Genomic DNA, 15,089 nt, shown 5'->3' with positions numbered 1-15,089 from the left:
CAAACGCTTGCGCAAACGATTGCTTAAGGTAAAATCACTGCCAGAATTTCGCTTTGATGGATGAATATCATGTTTGGAACTGCCACACGTCCCGACGCGACCCGCGTTTTACTTCTCGGTTCTGGTGAATTGGGTAAAGAAGTCGCCATTGAGTGCCAGCGTTTAGGCATTGAAGTTATTGCTTGTGACCGCTACGCCAACGCGCCTGCTATGCAAGTTGCTCACCGCAGCCACGTTGTTGATATGTTGGATGGTGATGCACTCGCCGACATCATTGCAAAAGAAAAGCCAGATTACGTTGTGCCTGAAATCGAAGCCATCGCGACAGATCGATTGGTTGCGCTAGAAAAGCAAGGCGTCAACGTTGTCCCTGCCGCGCGTGCTACCCAATTAACGATGAACCGTGAAGGCATTCGCCGCCTCGCCGCAGAAGAACTTAACGTACCCACCTCCCCCTATGAATTCGCGGATACAAAAGAGGCGTTCGTTACGGCCATTGAGCGCGTTGGTACACCGTGTGTGGTGAAGCCCGTCATGAGCTCTTCAGGCAAAGGGCAAAGCGTGGTGAAATCACAATCAGACATTGATTCCGCATGGAGCTATGCGCAAGAAGGTGGCCGCGCAGGCGCTGGTCGCGTGATCGTTGAAGGCTTTGTTGAGTTCGATTATGAAATCACCTTGCTGACGGTCAGCGCGGTTGATGGCATTCATTTCTGTGCGCCGATTGGTCACCGCCAAGAAGACGGCGATTACCGCGAATCATGGCAGCCACAAGCAATGAGCGACAAAGCACGTCAAGCGGCGGAAGACGTTGCACGCAAAGTGGTGACGGCATTGGGTGGACACGGTTTGTTCGGTGTTGAGCTATTCATCAAAGGTGATGATGTACTCTTTAGCGAAGTCTCCCCTCGCCCGCACGATACCGGCATGGTGACCCTGATTTCGCAAGACGTGTCAGAATTCGCCCTTCACGTTCGCGCATTCCTTGGCTTGCCGGTGGGTGCAATCCGCCTTTATGGCCCTTCTGCATCCGCCGTGATTCTGGGCGAAGGCACATCGACCAACATTTCGTTTAGTGGTCTGAGCGATGCACTTGCGTTACCAGACACACAAGTACGTTTGTTCGGTAAGCCAGACATCGACGGTCGCCGTCGATTAGGTGTCGCACTCACACGCTGCGATGCTGTAGACAGCGCAATCACGAAAGCGGTTACCGCCGCTGGCGCAGTCTCCATTCACTTCAATAAATAACCTTCAGTCCAAACCAAATCGTTTGGGCAGTGCCAGATAAACGAAAGCGCCTGAGTGGTAAACACGCAGGCGCTTTTTTATCACGCTTCTCATTTATCTCGATTCTCAACAAGCGATCATACGGACAAACGAGACAGATGAAGGGAAAGCCGATTATGGCTTTTCAATCAACCAGACTTCTTCTGCGAAGTAGCTCGCCCCTTTGCCCGAGGGTGGACGCGACGCGTCATCATCACGATGCAAAAACGTCACGTTACATCCCTCGAACAATGCCGCTACCATGTCCGCATTCACACTGAACGGCGGACCCGACATTTCATCTTGAGGGTAGTCCAACGTAATAAGCAGGATCTTTCCACCAGGCGCAAGCAGCGATAGGAGATGAGAAACATAGTGTTCTCTCAACGATTCAGGCATCGCAATCAGTGCAGCACGATCGTAAATAAGCGGGTACGTTGAAAGCGGCGCAGTAAAGAAGTCGCCACTGTATACCCGCAACTCATCAAACTCATACAGCTTATGTGACCCACTGATTTGTGTAACAAGCGGCGTATACAAATGTTCGGCAAAGAAGGCTCTCACCGCAATATCACTCAGTTCAACGCCAACCACATTATCGTGCTTCGAGGCTAACCAAGACAGATCAACCGATTTGCCACACATCGGCACCAACACTGACTGCTCACGTGTTGGTGACAACGCATGCCAGTATTTCACTAATAGCGGATTGGTATCGGTTAAGTGAAATCCAATTCGATTCTCCGCCCAACGGCCGTGCCAAAACTCTTGATCCATGACGTAACTCTTTCTGTATAAACCCGTAATACCTGCATGATAACAACCGTTACTGAGAATCTACATAGCAACGAACAATTATCAATACTGATAGAGCGCACACTAATTCGCTATTGATAAAGAAAAAAGTCGATCTAATTCACGTTGTTTTCTTATTTCCTATTGTGATCTGATAAAAATATAACTACTGTATACACATACAGTACTGGATATATAAGCAGGACAGACAGATGAAAAACACGTTTGCGATCTCTCATTCAGCACAACACACACAAGCGACTTCTCTAGCTGTGCGTGAACATTATGCGCGCCTAGCAGCAGGCTCTCGTCACTATCAACGCGTATCACGTACCGCCGCTTCACAGCGCGGTCAGTCGTTTGGCAACCTTGTCTCTGTCAATGTTTACCAAAACAACATGAGCGAATTGGCTTACCTGCTAAGAATGCTAAAAACCTTGAGCCAAACCCACCGTTGGATCACGCTGATTGCACCGCCATCCTCATTTTGTCTTTCGCTGTTTACGCAGGCAGGCATCAGCCCACAACAAATCCGTATTGCTCGCGCAACATCAACGCACAATCCAGAAGCCTTGATGAAAAAAGCGATTCAGTCAGACACCTCTGCGGCGATTATCGCTTTTGGTGACATCGAGAACTTCACCGCGACCCATGACGATGAAAGCAACGCAACACCCTGCTTCGTGATTAACGGATTACCGAGCCGCTTGCATTGATTTCTTAACATTTAGAATGCGCAATCTCTGTTTGCATTTCTGACACCGCTTTCGTGGCCACTGCCCTGCTATTTATGCTTTACATAGCAGGCCACGAAGGCGTAACCTTCCGCTTCATTTTCCTCACGAGAAGTTTAAACACTTCAAAGCCTTCTTAAATCACAACGCTAATCGCAACTTTGAAAAACGCCTGAAAGGACCTTTCATTATACTTTTTCACTTTCAATGGCATATTTAAAGGCAGTGTTTTGAGTAATAAATTGGACCTTAAAGCGCTAACTGCGCTCGTGATTGGCTCGATGATTGGAGCCGGCGTATTTAGCCTTCCCCAGAATATGGCAGCGGTAGCAAGCCCTGCAGCAGTAACAATTGGCTGGGTGATTACGGGGTTCGGCATGATATGCCTTGCACTGTCTTTCCAATATCTCACAGAGCAAAAGCCACAGATTACTGGCGGTGTGTTCGGGTATGCGCAAGCAGGCTTTGGGGATTTGTGCGGGTTTTTCTCAGCGTGGGGTTATTGGCTAAGTGCTGCCGTGGCGAACGTTTCCTACCTTGTCATTGTGTTTAGCACCCTCGGGTTATTCTTCGATACAGACACCGCCGTGTTATTCGGTAACGGCAATACGCTGCTGTCTGTCGTATTGTCTTCGCTGTTGATTTGGTTGATGCACTTTTTGGTGTTACGAGGTGTACAAACCGCGGCGATCATCAATTACATCACCACCATCGCCAAACTCATTCCGATCATTGTTTTTATCGTGGCGGCACTCATCGCATTTCGCTGGCATACCTTCACCTTAGATTTTACTGGCGTGCATATGCCGGGAGGAAAGAGCCTGTTTGATCAGGTAAGAGAAACCATGCTGATCACTGTATGGGTTTTTATTGGGGTTGAAGGTGCAGTAGTCGTATCAAGCCGCGCGGAGAACAGAAAAGATGTAGGACGCGCAACGATTCTAGGCCTTCTCACGTCTTTGTTTCTCTACGTCGCCGTTACCTTGCTCTCTATGGGTGTGGTTTCTACGCCTGAATTGGCAAAATACCAAAACCCATCAACGGCAAAAATTCTTGAAGCCTTGATTGGTGAAACCGGCGTGGTGATCATTGGCGTTGGGTTAATCATTTCAGTTTGCGGGGCGTTTTTAAGCTGGACGTTACTGGCAACCGAGACCCCTTATACGGCCGCTAAAGATGGCATGTTTCCCAAGTGTTTTGCCACCACCAATAAGAACGGTACACCCAAGAACTCGCTAATGCTCACCAGTTGCGTGGTGCAATTTTGTTTGATTGTCATGTATCTGATTGGCGGTGGGTATGACGACCTCTTGACCATTGCATCCGAGATGATTTTGGTGCCTTATCTGTTGGTGGCGAGTTACTTACTCAAGTTGTCGTTCACCGAAATGCGCAATACACGGATTCGCGCCATTGCCTCACTCGCAACGCTTTATGGTTGCTGGCTGCTGTTTGCTTCCGGTCTTCACCATCTGCTGCTCGCCGCCTTGCTTTATTTACCGGGCATCGCGTTTTACATGGCCGCGAAGCAAGAGAATCATCAAGTGGCTTTTGAAGGGCGAAACCGCTTGTTGCTCGCGTTCATTCTCATTGCGGGGTGTGCTGCGGGGTATTTGGTGTTCAGTGGCGCAACGCTGCAGTAACGCACCGACACGATCATCGGCGCGCAGTTAAAAAGAAAACGCCACATCACGTGGCGTTTTTCGTTTTCATTGCAACACACAGCCATTCAGTCTCGCCCTTGTGCTGAACAATGTCGCAATGTGTACGCCGACGAATTTTATCCAGTTCACTGTCATCCAGCGCATATGGCAAGGTGATATTGAGTGCGGTGATATGTTGTTTTTTGGCTTCTTCAATCAAGCGAATGAGATTAGACACATCGCTGTAATGCGCCGATAGCGTGCCGCTCACGGAATGTAAGAAAGCTTCACTTGGGAAGTCATCATACTCTTCAATGGTTTTACGACGCCATCGCGAGATTTGTGCTTGTAGAGCCTGTGTAAACGTCCAATGTTCCCGGCTAGACTCACTTAAAAAGTGGGTGTAATCAAAATTTACAGCATGCGACATAATGCTTTCAGTATGTTCGAAACGGCCCGTCATCCTGCGCTCCGTTAGTGATCAGTTTCTTGTTTTAGTTTTAAATAACACACGTCAGAAGGTGACAATTTGCTCCTTTCACCCGTGTCGTTAGAACGTTGTATCTTAAGACCAATATAAGCTTATAAATTACAAAATCTTGGCAAAAAATAAAAACTTTGGCACTGATCATCGTTTAAATTCATTCGAACTATAAACACATAAAACACAGCTACTTACCATTAACAAACGCTTAATATACACCTCAAAATAGACACAAAAAAACCAGCCCTAAGGCTGGCTTAAAAACAGAAAAACTCTGCCGAGTTAGCAAATGCGATTAAAGTGCTTTGTACATCACTTTGTTGCCTGCCAATTGAACGCGTTCAACAACGCCTTCTTCCGCCAATTTTTTCAATGCTGATGTCGCCCAAGAAGCGGCTTTTGCTTCTTCTTGACCTGCAGCAAGACCAATGCCTTTAGGATTGATGCCTTCTGCATTTTGACGAACAATGTCTAGCACTTGTTGTTGTTTAGGTGTCAGAGAAATTTCTGAAACAATTTTTGCCGTTTCGGCTTTTGGCTCAACAACCGGCTTTGCTACAGCAGCAACTTTCGCTGGTGCTTCTTTCGTCACAGTTTTAGCTGCAAATGATTTTGCTGCTTTGATGTGTTTTTGAAGCTTAAGTTGAACTTTACGTTTATGAGAGATTTTCATTAAATCGTCCTACTCCGATGCACTACGTTCAGCATCCCCTGAAACCGCAGGGTGAAAAACAAAGCGCGTTTTATACCAAAAAACCGACCCGTTTTGTAGCTTTAACGCAGCACTGACGCGAAACTTGAGTCAAGTCTCGGAAACCTCTTGTGATTTTGTTTATTTATCGCGCAGACACATTCCTCTGAGCAAGTGATCTGACTACGCTTAACAAAGGTAATAAAAAAGGAAGCCCAAACAGAAGTGAAAAAGAATTTGCTGATTTATCCCCCAAATCAACATGTCGGTAAATACTTTACGGTCGCAGTTATCGCGCTCGTCATCATCGTCTTGTCGTTAATTCTGCTAAATCCGCAAATAAAAGCCGTGCCTGCCTTTTTAGGACTATGTCTATTGGGTGGCTTGGGTTTGTATATTTCACGCGTCGTCGATGAGCAGCGCCTCACCTTCTCGCTGTCAAACATGCACATCCAACACCACACCCCAAAAGGCGGCTGGAGCGTTAAATGGCGAGACATTCGCGAGATCGGTATCCCGAGTGTGTCGCAAGAAGGTTGGCACCACCCTCTACCTTGGGTAGGCATTCGTCTGAAAGATTATGAACCGTTCTTGGACAGCATCAGCTTTCGCCTAGCAAGTCATATCATCATGGAGCAACGAGGACTGTTACTGAGTGCGTATCGACGTGCGGAAGAACCCAATTCCACGTCCCTAGAAGACATGATGTTTGACGATAAGCCGTACGTTTCTTCTACTGGAAAAACCTACAAAGGTTTGGTTGCAATGTTGGCAAATCGCATGGCCTACAACCGAGAACTGTTAGGCTACGATGTTTTCGTTAGCGAAGATTTGTTGGATAGACCGTTGGAAGATTTTGTAGGGTTAACACGCCAATATTTGGCATCGGCTGGCAGGCTTTCAGCGTCTGAGCAATGACACAGCAGTCAGCGCTACTGTGTCATTTTCATACGAAGTGAATTACCAAATTGGCATTTCATCAGCCACGTACGGATTGTTCTTTCTTTCGTTACCAAACGTCGACGTTGGACCGTGTCCCGGAATGAACGTGATGTCGTTACCCAGTGGGAACAGCTTGTTTTTGATCGAGCTAATCAACGTCGCATGGTCCCCTTTCGGAAAATCGGTACGGCCAATGCTGCCGTTGAACAGCACATCACCCACCCATGCGAGTTGATCTTCTTCGCTCACAAGTACCACGTGACCAGGCGTATGCCCTGGCGTGTGAATCACTTTCAATGTGCTCTCACCCAAGGTGATTTCATCACCGTCTTGCAACCACTGGTCTGGGTCAAACGGTTCCGTGCGAGCAAAACCAAACATGTCACTTTGCGCTGGCAATGCTTGCAGCCAAAATGCATCTTGCTTCTCTGGACCAATCACTGGCACGGAATAGGCCGCTCGCACTTCTTCGGTACCACCGACGTGATCTAAGTGACCATGCGTCAGTAATACCTTTGTGATATTCACGCCCAGATCGTTCACCTTCGCGACGAGCTTTGCCACATCACCGCCTGGATCAACCAACGCTGCTTCGTTAGTTTTATCGCACCAAACGATAGAACAGTTTTGTTGAAAGCCAGTAACGGGAACAATTTCAAACTTCAATGCCATAAAAGAATCCGTGAATTATCGAAAAATACTGAAAACGGCCAAAGCATAGCATGGGTGCGCCAAGAGTTTAACGCCAACGCATTGTGCTACGCCTACATCCCCTGCATTTCACACGCATAATCAGAAGGTTAATGAGCCATACCCTCGCTGGTCATCCGCCTGAAAGCACCCTGCCATCAGCTTGTCACCACAATGAAACAACAACGTCATTAAGGATCAGTAGCGTAAAACCGTGAATCAACTTGTTAATCACTCATCAACGGATGCTTATGAACCCCATACACGTTCGAACGATTTGGATATCAGATCTCCATTTAGGCAACAAAGATTGTAAGGCCCATTACCTGCTTAACTTCCTTCAACGACATCATGCCGACACCATCATTTTGGTCGGAGATATCGTTGATTTTTATTCAATGAAATTCTCGCGCCATTGGCCAGACAGTCACACCCAAGTGATATCACTCCTGATTGACCGCGCCCACCAAGGCACACGCGTTATCTACATTCCGGGCAACCATGATGATGTCGTCAGAAAATACTTGAAGTTCGACTTTGGCAAAGTTGAAGTGCGTGCGCATCACATGCACGAAACAGTGCAAGGGAAAAAGATATTGGCCGTGCATGGCGATGAGTTTGACAGCGCGGTGTGCCACAGTCGATTAACCGCCATCGCGGGCGATGTGGGTTATGACTTTCTACTTTTCCTCAACCGCTGGACATCGCGTATCAGACAAAAATTGGGCTTTCCCTACTGGTCACTGGCGTCCTATATCAAGCTACGTGTGCAATCTGCCAACGTGGCAATCTCTCGTTTCGAAAGCGCCGCAGTTCAATATGCCCAGCGAAAAAAAGCTGACGCCATCGTGTGTGGACACATCCATCACCCAGACATGAAAACCATGGGTGACACCTTGTACCTTAACGATGGTGATTGGATTGAAAACTGCACCGCATTAATAGAGCAAGACGACGGCGCGCTTGAATTGATTCGGTGGACGGAAAAGCCAGAGCTGATTGCGGTATACAACACCTTGTTGCCACAAGCCTCCTACAAACAACCCGCTCAGGAAGACCAAGCCGCGTAAGCCGCACAATGGGTGAAAGGAACACTATGTTTAATATCGACGCGCTTTTAGAGAACAAATACCCTGCCTTGGCGCACAAGCCCTGGTTAGCACGCCCTGTCAGTGCCACACTTCAACGCCTTCTGCATCAACAAGCCTTTGTCGATTTTGCCGAGCGATACCCCTACCTCAAGGGGTTCGAGTTTGTAGAACAAGTGCTGGATTACTTCACATTCAGTTACGCAACGAGTGACAGAGAACGCGAACGTATTCCTTCCAACGGGCGCGTTGTTATCATCGCCAATCACCCCATTGGCTCGCTTGATGGCTTAGCCTTACTCAAATTGGTTCGCGAGATTCGCACTGACGTTAAAGTGGTCGCCAATAACCTGCTCATGCAAATTGAACCACTTCACAGTTGCCTGCTCCCCGTGAACAACATGTCAGGAGGGACACCAAAAGAAAACCTCAGAAACATTGATGCCTGGCTGCGCAATGAGGGTGCGATAATCATCTTCCCCGCAGGCGAAGTCTCACGCATGGGCGCGACAGGCGTGAAAGACAAGGTGTGGCACAGCGGTTTTCTGCGCATGGCGAGCAAAGCGAGCGCGCCCATTTTACCGATTCATGTCGATGGACGAAATTCAGCGATGTTTTATGGGGCGTCCTTGGTGTACAAGCCACTATCAACCTTACTTCTCATCAATGAAATGTTTGCGCAAGAAGACAACAAAATCACCTTCACCATAGGAGAAAGTATCCCTTATTCGAGCTATAGCAGCAGCGCCAATTTACCCAGTAAAACCCGCGTCAGATTGTTCAAAAAACACCTCTACAACATCGGTAAAGGCAAAGAAGGTGTGTTCCCCACCGAGTCAGCCATTGCAGCCCCTGAGCCAAGGTTGGCACTAAAAGAAGAAATCACGCAAAGTGAACGCCTTGGTGAAACACCCGATGGAAAAGAAATCTACTTATACCGTTATCAAGCGGAATCTCACGTCATGCGAGAAATTGGACGATTGCGGGAAGTGGCCTTTCGTGCTGTTGGGGAAGGAACGGGACAGCGCAGAGACATCGACAAATACGACCAACACTATTTCCATCTCGTGCTGTGGGATCCAACAGCATTGGATATTGTCGGCGCATATCGCTTCTGCGATACCCAAGCGGTGATCGCACAACACGGCAAAGAAGCCTTGTATACCCACACCCTGTTTAACTTTGAAAAAGGCATGACGCCAATATTAGCGTCAGGGCTCGAATTAGGGCGCAGCTTTGTGCAGCCGAAATACTGGGGCAAGCGCAGTTTGGAATACCTCTGGCTCGGCATTGGTGCTTTCCTAACCAAACATCCGCACTATCGTTATTTATTTGGCCCTGTCACCATCAGCAACGCCTTGCCACAAGCCGCTAAAGAGTTACTTATCTTTTTCTATCGCACCTATTTTGGGGCGAATCATTCGGTGGCGCACTCTAAACGGCCGTTCCATCTGGATACACAAATAGAAAGTGAGCTGGTTCAACACTTTCGAGGCAATGACTATCAGTCTGACTTAAAAACGCTCAAGGCATTGTTAGACAACTTAGAAACAGGCATTCCCACACTCTACAAACAATACAGCGAGCTGTGTGAACCCGGGGGCGTCCAATTCATCGATTTCAATATCGACCCTGACTTCGCGGACTGTATTGATGGTTTAGTCATGGTGGACATCACCAAGCTAAAAGAAAAGAAGCGACAGCGATACATCACAACGAACCTGAAAAAGGCCGAACCAGAAACCGCTTAACACAGTTATTCGCTTGGAAACAGGCTTAGCGCTGATAGGGTTAAGTGAGAGCGGAAAGGTGAAAACGGAAAGATGAATGCGGAAAAGCAAAAGCGAGAAACAAAAAAAGGCACGCAATGTGCCTTTCATTTCTCTACAGGGGAATGTTATCGCGCGTGAGGGTTTAACCTCTCCATGTTCTAACGGGACCTGTATCAACGTGGATAAATCCGCTTCGAGGGTAATAACCAACGCCACCGGCTTTTAGCGAAAGCGCCGCATCTTTTAGCGTTGCGAGCGGTACACCTTCAATGAAGATGTCCATGGCTTGCCCTGTCATGTGATAGCTCTTCTTCGCTTGACCACCACCGCTCTTTCTCAGCATTTCATTCGTCGCTGGCGAGCGATAACCTGACACCATGGTGATCGGCGATTTAGCGTTAACCAACCCGCAGATTGCAGCGAGTTGATCGTAAAGAAGTGGGTCCATCTCGGTTTCAACGTTTCGACGGTGATCGCGACACAGGTGGTTAAGCGCTTGCAGTTCTTTCTCAATGTACTGCTGGCCGTTGAAATAACAAACATCAAGGTGCTCACCTGTATTTATGCTTGTCATTGCCAAATTACGCGGTTTCCCTGCCGTTAGGGGCAGCGCAAACGCTGCATTCGGTAGTGCTGCCGCAACTACACACGCCGCTCCGCCGAGAATCAGACGACGACGTTGGGTATCCAAACCATTTTTCACAAGTTACAACTTCCCAAAAGTAGATCTTATAAAAAGAGTCCGAACGACTAGCGAAACACGCCTTTGTTTAAGAAAGACTCTCGAAACACCGTGAAATCTAACGGGAGCGAAGAAAGGAATCAAACCCACAAGTGTGTCTTAAGTGAGTCAATCGCTGTAAATAGCAGCGTTTCGTGATGATTTCTCGTCAGTTTTTAGCATTGTCAGTAAAATGTAAAAATATGCAATTGTGTTGCATGGAGCGTATTTTCACAGGATTGCCTACCTAGCGGCCACAAAAAAGCGCAGTGGTGAAAAATGTCATCACTGCGCGTTAATTCACTTACCTGCTCTTTCTACACCCGATCCTTTAAAGAATCTGGTGCGTTAAAGTTCAGAGCTCGTCCTTAGGATTGATTGGTGCTCGCCGTTAAAGATGCTGATGGATCGCTGCTGCGTTTTGGACGCGCATCGTAGTCATACACATCCTCGCGGAATTGCACTTCCCCTTCCTCGTTAACCCAAGCGGTTTGATAAATGGTATGCACACTGATTTTCTTGCGCAGCGTGACCCACTTGGTCTCAGGGGTTTTGCGGTAGTAATCGTAGTCACCCATCTCAAGGCCCGATTTATCGAGCAAGACCTCTGCCAACACTTCGGCTTTTTGGACACGAATACACCCCGAACTGAAGGCTCTGCTCGCACGATTAAACAAACCCTTGGCTGGCGTATCGTGAAGGTATATCGCATTGCCATTCGGCGTGTTGAATTTGTAACGACCTAGCGCGTTAAAGTTACCCGGCGATTGCTGCAATCGGTACGGGAAATTGTTCGGTGTGACCGTCTCCCAATCAATCGAATCAGGCGGGATCACTTCGCCGTTAGACCAACTGCTCAACACGGTATATCTGTGCTTCGAGAGGTAATCATTGTCGACACTCACTTTCGGAAGAATGTCTTTGCGCATGATGGTAACAGGCACATTCCAATGTGGATTGAAAACCACGGAATCCAAACGCGATGTGAACAAGGGCGTACGGCGGCTTGGTCTTCCCACAACAACCTTGCTGTCGAGAATAAGCTGCTTATCCATCCACAATTCCATTTCGTAATTTGGAATGTTAACCAGCAGAATTCGGTCGCGCCCGGTTGGCCACAAACGCAGGCGCTCCATGTTTAGCGCGAGGATTTGAATACGATTATCGACAGACTTGTTCAACCAATAGCGGGTCTTGTTGCCAATCACGCCATCCGTTTTTAGGCCATGGCTTTGTTGGAAGCGCTTCACCGCTTGTACCATTACCGCGTTATAGAAACCCACATGTTTTAGCTTAAGGCGTTGAGCGTCTTCAGTACTCAACACACCATGACGCTCTAGGCTGGTGATCAAGCTGTCTGAATCCACCAGCTTGTTGCCATGTTTGATCAACCCACGCTGCGTGAACTTGGGCCAATAGCTGGTGTTTTCATCTTGCAGTGCCACGATGGCTTTTGCCATTTCGCGGTATTGTGGGGTATCAGGACGCAACGAAAACACATAGTCGTAAAGTGAATTTCGGCTAGCAGCCATCAAAAGGTTTGTGGTTTGTGTTTTTGTTGGTGCAGGAAACGTCTCGTTAATGTCTGTGCCGAAAAACCAGCTTTTGCCGTGCAGTGGCACTTGTGCGTTGTAACTCATCAGCGCTAGCAAACTGTCTGTTGCAAACACGTCATAGGCACGCCAATCGCCGCTCACTCTCAGCTCTCTGAGCAGCACGGCGCGCCACTCAAATTCTTGGCTGATCCCAGCTAACGAAATGATATTGACCTGCGTTTCGAGCTCATCTTTTGCACGGTAATCGTGCCAAATTGGGGAGAAAGAAAAGTACTCGTAGATCACAGCCAAATCTTGGGTGTAGGTCACTACACCCGATTCAGCTTCAGCTTGTTGTATCCATGTAATTGCATTTTCAGACGGTTTGTTTGGCTCAACATTGCCTACATTTGCCCACACTGAGAGTGGAAACAAAGCGAAAACCAGTAGTGTCTTAAAAAGCATGCGAGCGAAAACCATGCACCACCTCCATTTAGAGATCTTAGTATGGCAAACGTCACAATTTTCGTTATCGGATTTTTTATGAATCTTTCAAAACAAAGGGTTAGAAAAGCATCATTCTAAAGCATTACCCAGTGATTATCCCATTGAACCTCAGATGTCTGAAATTCAATGTTTTTTTGTACATTCTGTATTACTAATCTACCACTTCCGGCGCTAAGCGCGAATCTATCTGGCTTTGCGGCTGCACCGGATGCATCAAGCAAGGGGCCAAGCTCTTCCAGTTCACCGGATTCGATGTTCCAAATTCCGTAGCAATTTCCCCGCGGCGATGTCGCAACAATCTGTGATTCTGTACACGCCACACTGCCGATGTATTGATTAAAACGGCTCCACTGTTCAGTAGTGGCGACAAGTTGTTGATACTCACCACTTAATCGACGAATCGCAAGCAACGGTTGGACATCATCTTTGTCGCCTCTGTATTGTTGCGCCGTGACAATCTCCCCTTTTGGCGACATGGCCAAGTGGCGAATACTCATTTGATGGTCAGGCAAGGTGTGAATACCGAGCACTTTTCCAAAATGGATGTCCATGAGCACCAACGACGGTGACATTGACTCGATATTCAATGGCTCACGGCCTTGCGTTTTCACCCCGCCCACCGCTAATGCCAAGGTTGAATGATCAATCGCCATGATCTCATGTGGCCCTAGTCCGAAGCCAGTGTGCTCCCCCACTCTTTCGAGCGTGCCATCTTCCCAAATCTGGTAAATGCCAATCACACCGTTACTGGTCGAACGTTCTCCCTCACTGGTATAGAGCTTATCGCCTACCACCACGCCATGACCATAGAGATGGTAACGGTCTGACACGCTGTATGTTGAAAGCCGTTTTCCAGATTGAATATCCACCGCCGTGATAAATTCACCAGGCCGTCTGGAAAATATAAAGGCAAAGTTGCGCATGCGATCAATGGCGACACCATGACCTCGGGTGGACAAAGGCACTTTGTAACAGGGTTCTCCCTGCGCATTCGCACCAGTAAAAACGTAGCCATCGTTACCATCTCGTGCACAACCAAGAAATGCTACTCGCGTATCGTCCTGACGCTTTTTGTACGTTGCGTAACCTGCAATACCACTTCCTACAACAAGTCCTGCAATGGAAAGGGAAAGAAAGCGGCGTCGTTTCATGCTGACGCCGTGGGGGGATGAAGCCAAGATCTAGTCTCCGTCTGTCGAATTAAACCCAACCACCATACCCAACGCTGGGCCAACCTCATCAGATAATGCCAGCTTCAGGTATTCAAGGTTATTTGAAAGACCAATCAATGATCGATAGTTTTCTGGTGTATCTAAAAGCGGCTTGAGTGCATCGCCCGAAGGCACACTCGTTACCGTGTCTTTCCAATGTTTGGTCAATCTGTCTGCCAGTTCCGTTTCTTGCTTCGCACGCAGAACAACATCCAGATCTGCCAAATATAACGCATACATTGCTGCAACATTGTCTTTTAAAAGCGCCAAAGATGCTTCTGAACGCCATGCTTCCGCCTGATAAGGCTTAGGGTAGCCCGGCTTACCCATTGGCAGAGAGAGCTTTTTCATCACGAAATCAAGCTGACCCGCAAGCATGCTTACACTTGCTGTATTGAGTGCTTTCTCTGACTGATCTTTCCATGGATCATTTTCCCAAGCTTGGGATAAGCCCTCCGCAGATTGCATCAGACGCTGAGAGGCAGCGCTCGCAAGCGCGCACCTGTTTGGTGTGTCGTTCGCTGTTATCGGTTCGTAGATAAGCCATTCCAGCGCACCTAAGCCTTGAACTGACACACTTTGCTTTGCCAAGGCTTCAGCAGAATAAGGGCCTTCTGATTTCAGTAACGCCGCGATTTTTCTGCCCGTAGTGTTTTTCTTGTCTGGGTAGAATTGGATTTGCCAATTTAACGATGCCGCCGCAGGGTTACTTGCCTCAATGCCTTGCAGGGGCATCCACGCTTTCATGGTGTCAACCCATGCTGATTTCACCTCAGGGGTGTCCAATGCGCCCCCAGCACAGGCTTTTTCTACCGCAGAAGCCAATGCCGTTGTCTGTAAAACAAAGTTCCCAGCGTGTGTTTTTTGCAACGACCAAATTGGATGTTCCTTTTCACCCGCAAAAGCCGAAGGGAAATCGATGTTGCACCCAGATAACAGTGACGTCGTCACTAGAAGAGTCGCAACCGAACAACGAGAAGGGATGGAAGTGAATGTCATTGTCTTCT

The 15,089-nt window shown here is 47.9% G+C and carries 14 protein-coding genes; 6 read left to right on the top strand and 8 right to left on the bottom strand.

Annotated features, from left to right (window positions below; all coding sequences use genetic code 11):
• Positions 1–69: 69 nt before the first annotated feature.
• Positions 70–1,251, top strand: a complete 1,182-nt coding sequence (gene purT / locus EQP46_RS05135; RefSeq protein WP_129492626.1) for a formate-dependent phosphoribosylglycinamide formyltransferase — start codon at positions 70–72, stop codon at positions 1,249–1,251.
• Between the two features lie 153 nt (positions 1,252–1,404).
• On the opposite strand, the gene EQP46_RS05130 is transcribed toward purT, so the two are convergent.
• Positions 1,405–2,046, bottom strand: coding sequence for a thiopurine S-methyltransferase (locus EQP46_RS05130; protein ID WP_129492625.1), 642 nt, complete (start codon positions 2,044–2,046; stop codon positions 1,405–1,407).
• 230 nt (positions 2,047–2,276) lie between these two features.
• Here EQP46_RS05130 and EQP46_RS05125 point away from each other — a divergent pair, with 230 nt between their 5' ends.
• Together EQP46_RS05125 and EQP46_RS05120 are read left to right on the top strand one after the other, a co-directional pair.
• Positions 2,277–2,780, top strand: a complete 504-nt coding sequence (locus EQP46_RS05125) for a hypothetical protein (protein ID WP_129492624.1) — start codon at positions 2,277–2,279, stop codon at positions 2,778–2,780.
• A 248-nt stretch (positions 2,781–3,028) separates the two neighbouring features.
• Complete coding sequence (locus EQP46_RS05120; protein WP_194956725.1) at positions 3,029–4,441, top strand: basic amino acid/polyamine antiporter; 1,413 nt, start codon at positions 3,029–3,031, stop codon at positions 4,439–4,441.
• 46 nt (positions 4,442–4,487) lie between these two features.
• Here EQP46_RS05120 and EQP46_RS05115 read toward each other — a convergent pair whose 3' ends face one another.
• The gene (locus EQP46_RS05115) at positions 4,488–4,904 is read right to left on the bottom strand and encodes a hypothetical protein (protein WP_129492622.1); all 417 of its coding nucleotides are present in this window, start codon (positions 4,902–4,904) and stop codon (positions 4,488–4,490) included.
• Positions 4,905–5,220: 316 nt separating this feature from the next.
• Positions 5,221–5,598: a MarR family transcriptional regulator gene (locus tag EQP46_RS05110; RefSeq protein WP_129492621.1), complete on the bottom strand. Its 378-nt coding sequence runs from the start codon at positions 5,596–5,598 to the stop codon at positions 5,221–5,223.
• Positions 5,599–5,841: 243 nt separating this feature from the next.
• Between EQP46_RS05110 and EQP46_RS05105 the strand changes: the two genes are divergently transcribed.
• Positions 5,842–6,534 (top strand): DUF2982 domain-containing protein, encoded by a 693-nt coding sequence (locus tag EQP46_RS05105; protein ID WP_129492620.1) that lies wholly within the window; start codon positions 5,842–5,844, stop codon positions 6,532–6,534.
• A 42-nt stretch (positions 6,535–6,576) separates the two neighbouring features.
• Here EQP46_RS05105 and EQP46_RS05100 read toward each other — a convergent pair whose 3' ends face one another.
• The gene (locus EQP46_RS05100; protein WP_102392112.1) at positions 6,577–7,230 is read right to left on the bottom strand and encodes an MBL fold metallo-hydrolase; all 654 of its coding nucleotides are present in this window, start codon (positions 7,228–7,230) and stop codon (positions 6,577–6,579) included.
• Between the two features lie 269 nt (positions 7,231–7,499).
• Between EQP46_RS05100 and EQP46_RS05095 the strand changes: the two genes are divergently transcribed.
• Both EQP46_RS05095 and olsF read left to right on the top strand, forming a co-directional pair.
• The gene (locus EQP46_RS05095) at positions 7,500–8,318 is read left to right on the top strand and encodes a UDP-2,3-diacylglucosamine diphosphatase (protein WP_129492619.1); all 819 of its coding nucleotides are present in this window, start codon (positions 7,500–7,502) and stop codon (positions 8,316–8,318) included.
• 26 nt (positions 8,319–8,344) lie between these two features.
• Positions 8,345–10,087 (top strand): bifunctional ornithine lipid synthase OlsF, encoded by a 1,743-nt coding sequence (gene olsF, locus EQP46_RS05090; RefSeq protein ID WP_129492618.1) that lies wholly within the window; start codon positions 8,345–8,347, stop codon positions 10,085–10,087.
• 163 nt (positions 10,088–10,250) lie between these two features.
• Here olsF and mepK read toward each other — a convergent pair whose 3' ends face one another.
• From mepK to EQP46_RS05070, 4 genes are all read right to left on the bottom strand, one after another.
• A complete protein-coding gene (gene mepK / locus EQP46_RS05085; protein WP_129492617.1) occupies positions 10,251–10,811 on the bottom strand; it encodes a peptidoglycan L,D-endopeptidase MepK in 561 nt (186 codons plus the stop codon).
• A gap of 386 nt (positions 10,812–11,197) precedes the next feature.
• Positions 11,198–12,844, bottom strand: a complete 1,647-nt coding sequence (locus tag EQP46_RS05080) for a L,D-transpeptidase family protein (RefSeq protein ID WP_129492616.1) — start codon at positions 12,842–12,844, stop codon at positions 11,198–11,200.
• A 101-nt stretch (positions 12,845–12,945) separates the two neighbouring features.
• Positions 12,946–14,049 (bottom strand): DUF1513 domain-containing protein, encoded by a 1,104-nt coding sequence (locus tag EQP46_RS05075; RefSeq protein ID WP_240671657.1) that lies wholly within the window; start codon positions 14,047–14,049, stop codon positions 12,946–12,948.
• A gap of 3 nt (positions 14,050–14,052) precedes the next feature.
• Entirely contained in the window at positions 14,053–15,081 is a 1,029-nt protein-coding gene (locus tag EQP46_RS05070; protein WP_129492615.1) for an imelysin family protein, read from the bottom strand.
• Positions 15,082–15,089: the final 8 nt, after the last annotated feature.

Origin of the sequence: Enterovibrio baiacu (assembly GCF_004120195.1) — a bacterium.
Classification (GTDB): domain Bacteria; phylum Pseudomonadota; class Gammaproteobacteria; order Enterobacterales; family Vibrionaceae; genus Enterovibrio; species Enterovibrio baiacui.
The sequence above is the reverse complement of the archived record's forward strand: the minus strand, read 5'-3'. Positions and strand labels throughout refer to the sequence as shown.

What these genes read in the sequence shown, in the direction of transcription:
- purT (WP_129492626.1), top strand. Translation starts at nt 70, where the DNA reads ATGTTTGGAACTGCCACACGTCCCGACGCGACCCGCGTTTTACTTCTC.
- EQP46_RS05130 (WP_129492625.1), bottom strand. Translation starts at nt 2,046, where the DNA reads ATGGATCAAGAGTTTTGGCACGGCCGTTGGGCGGAGAATCGAATTGGA.
- EQP46_RS05125 (WP_129492624.1), top strand. Translation starts at nt 2,277, where the DNA reads ATGAAAAACACGTTTGCGATCTCTCATTCAGCACAACACACACAAGCG.
- EQP46_RS05115 (WP_129492622.1), bottom strand. Translation starts at nt 4,904, where the DNA reads ATGACGGGCCGTTTCGAACATACTGAAAGCATTATGTCGCATGCTGTA.
- EQP46_RS05110 (WP_129492621.1), bottom strand. Translation starts at nt 5,598, where the DNA reads ATGAAAATCTCTCATAAACGTAAAGTTCAACTTAAGCTTCAAAAACAC.
- EQP46_RS05100 (WP_102392112.1), bottom strand. Translation starts at nt 7,230, where the DNA reads ATGGCATTGAAGTTTGAAATTGTTCCCGTTACTGGCTTTCAACAAAAC.
- EQP46_RS05095 (WP_129492619.1), top strand. Translation starts at nt 7,500, where the DNA reads ATGAACCCCATACACGTTCGAACGATTTGGATATCAGATCTCCATTTA.
- olsF (WP_129492618.1), top strand. Translation starts at nt 8,345, where the DNA reads ATGTTTAATATCGACGCGCTTTTAGAGAACAAATACCCTGCCTTGGCG.
- EQP46_RS05080 (WP_129492616.1), bottom strand. Translation starts at nt 12,844, where the DNA reads ATGGTTTTCGCTCGCATGCTTTTTAAGACACTACTGGTTTTCGCTTTG.
- EQP46_RS05070 (WP_129492615.1), bottom strand. Translation starts at nt 15,081, where the DNA reads ATGACATTCACTTCCATCCCTTCTCGTTGTTCGGTTGCGACTCTTCTA.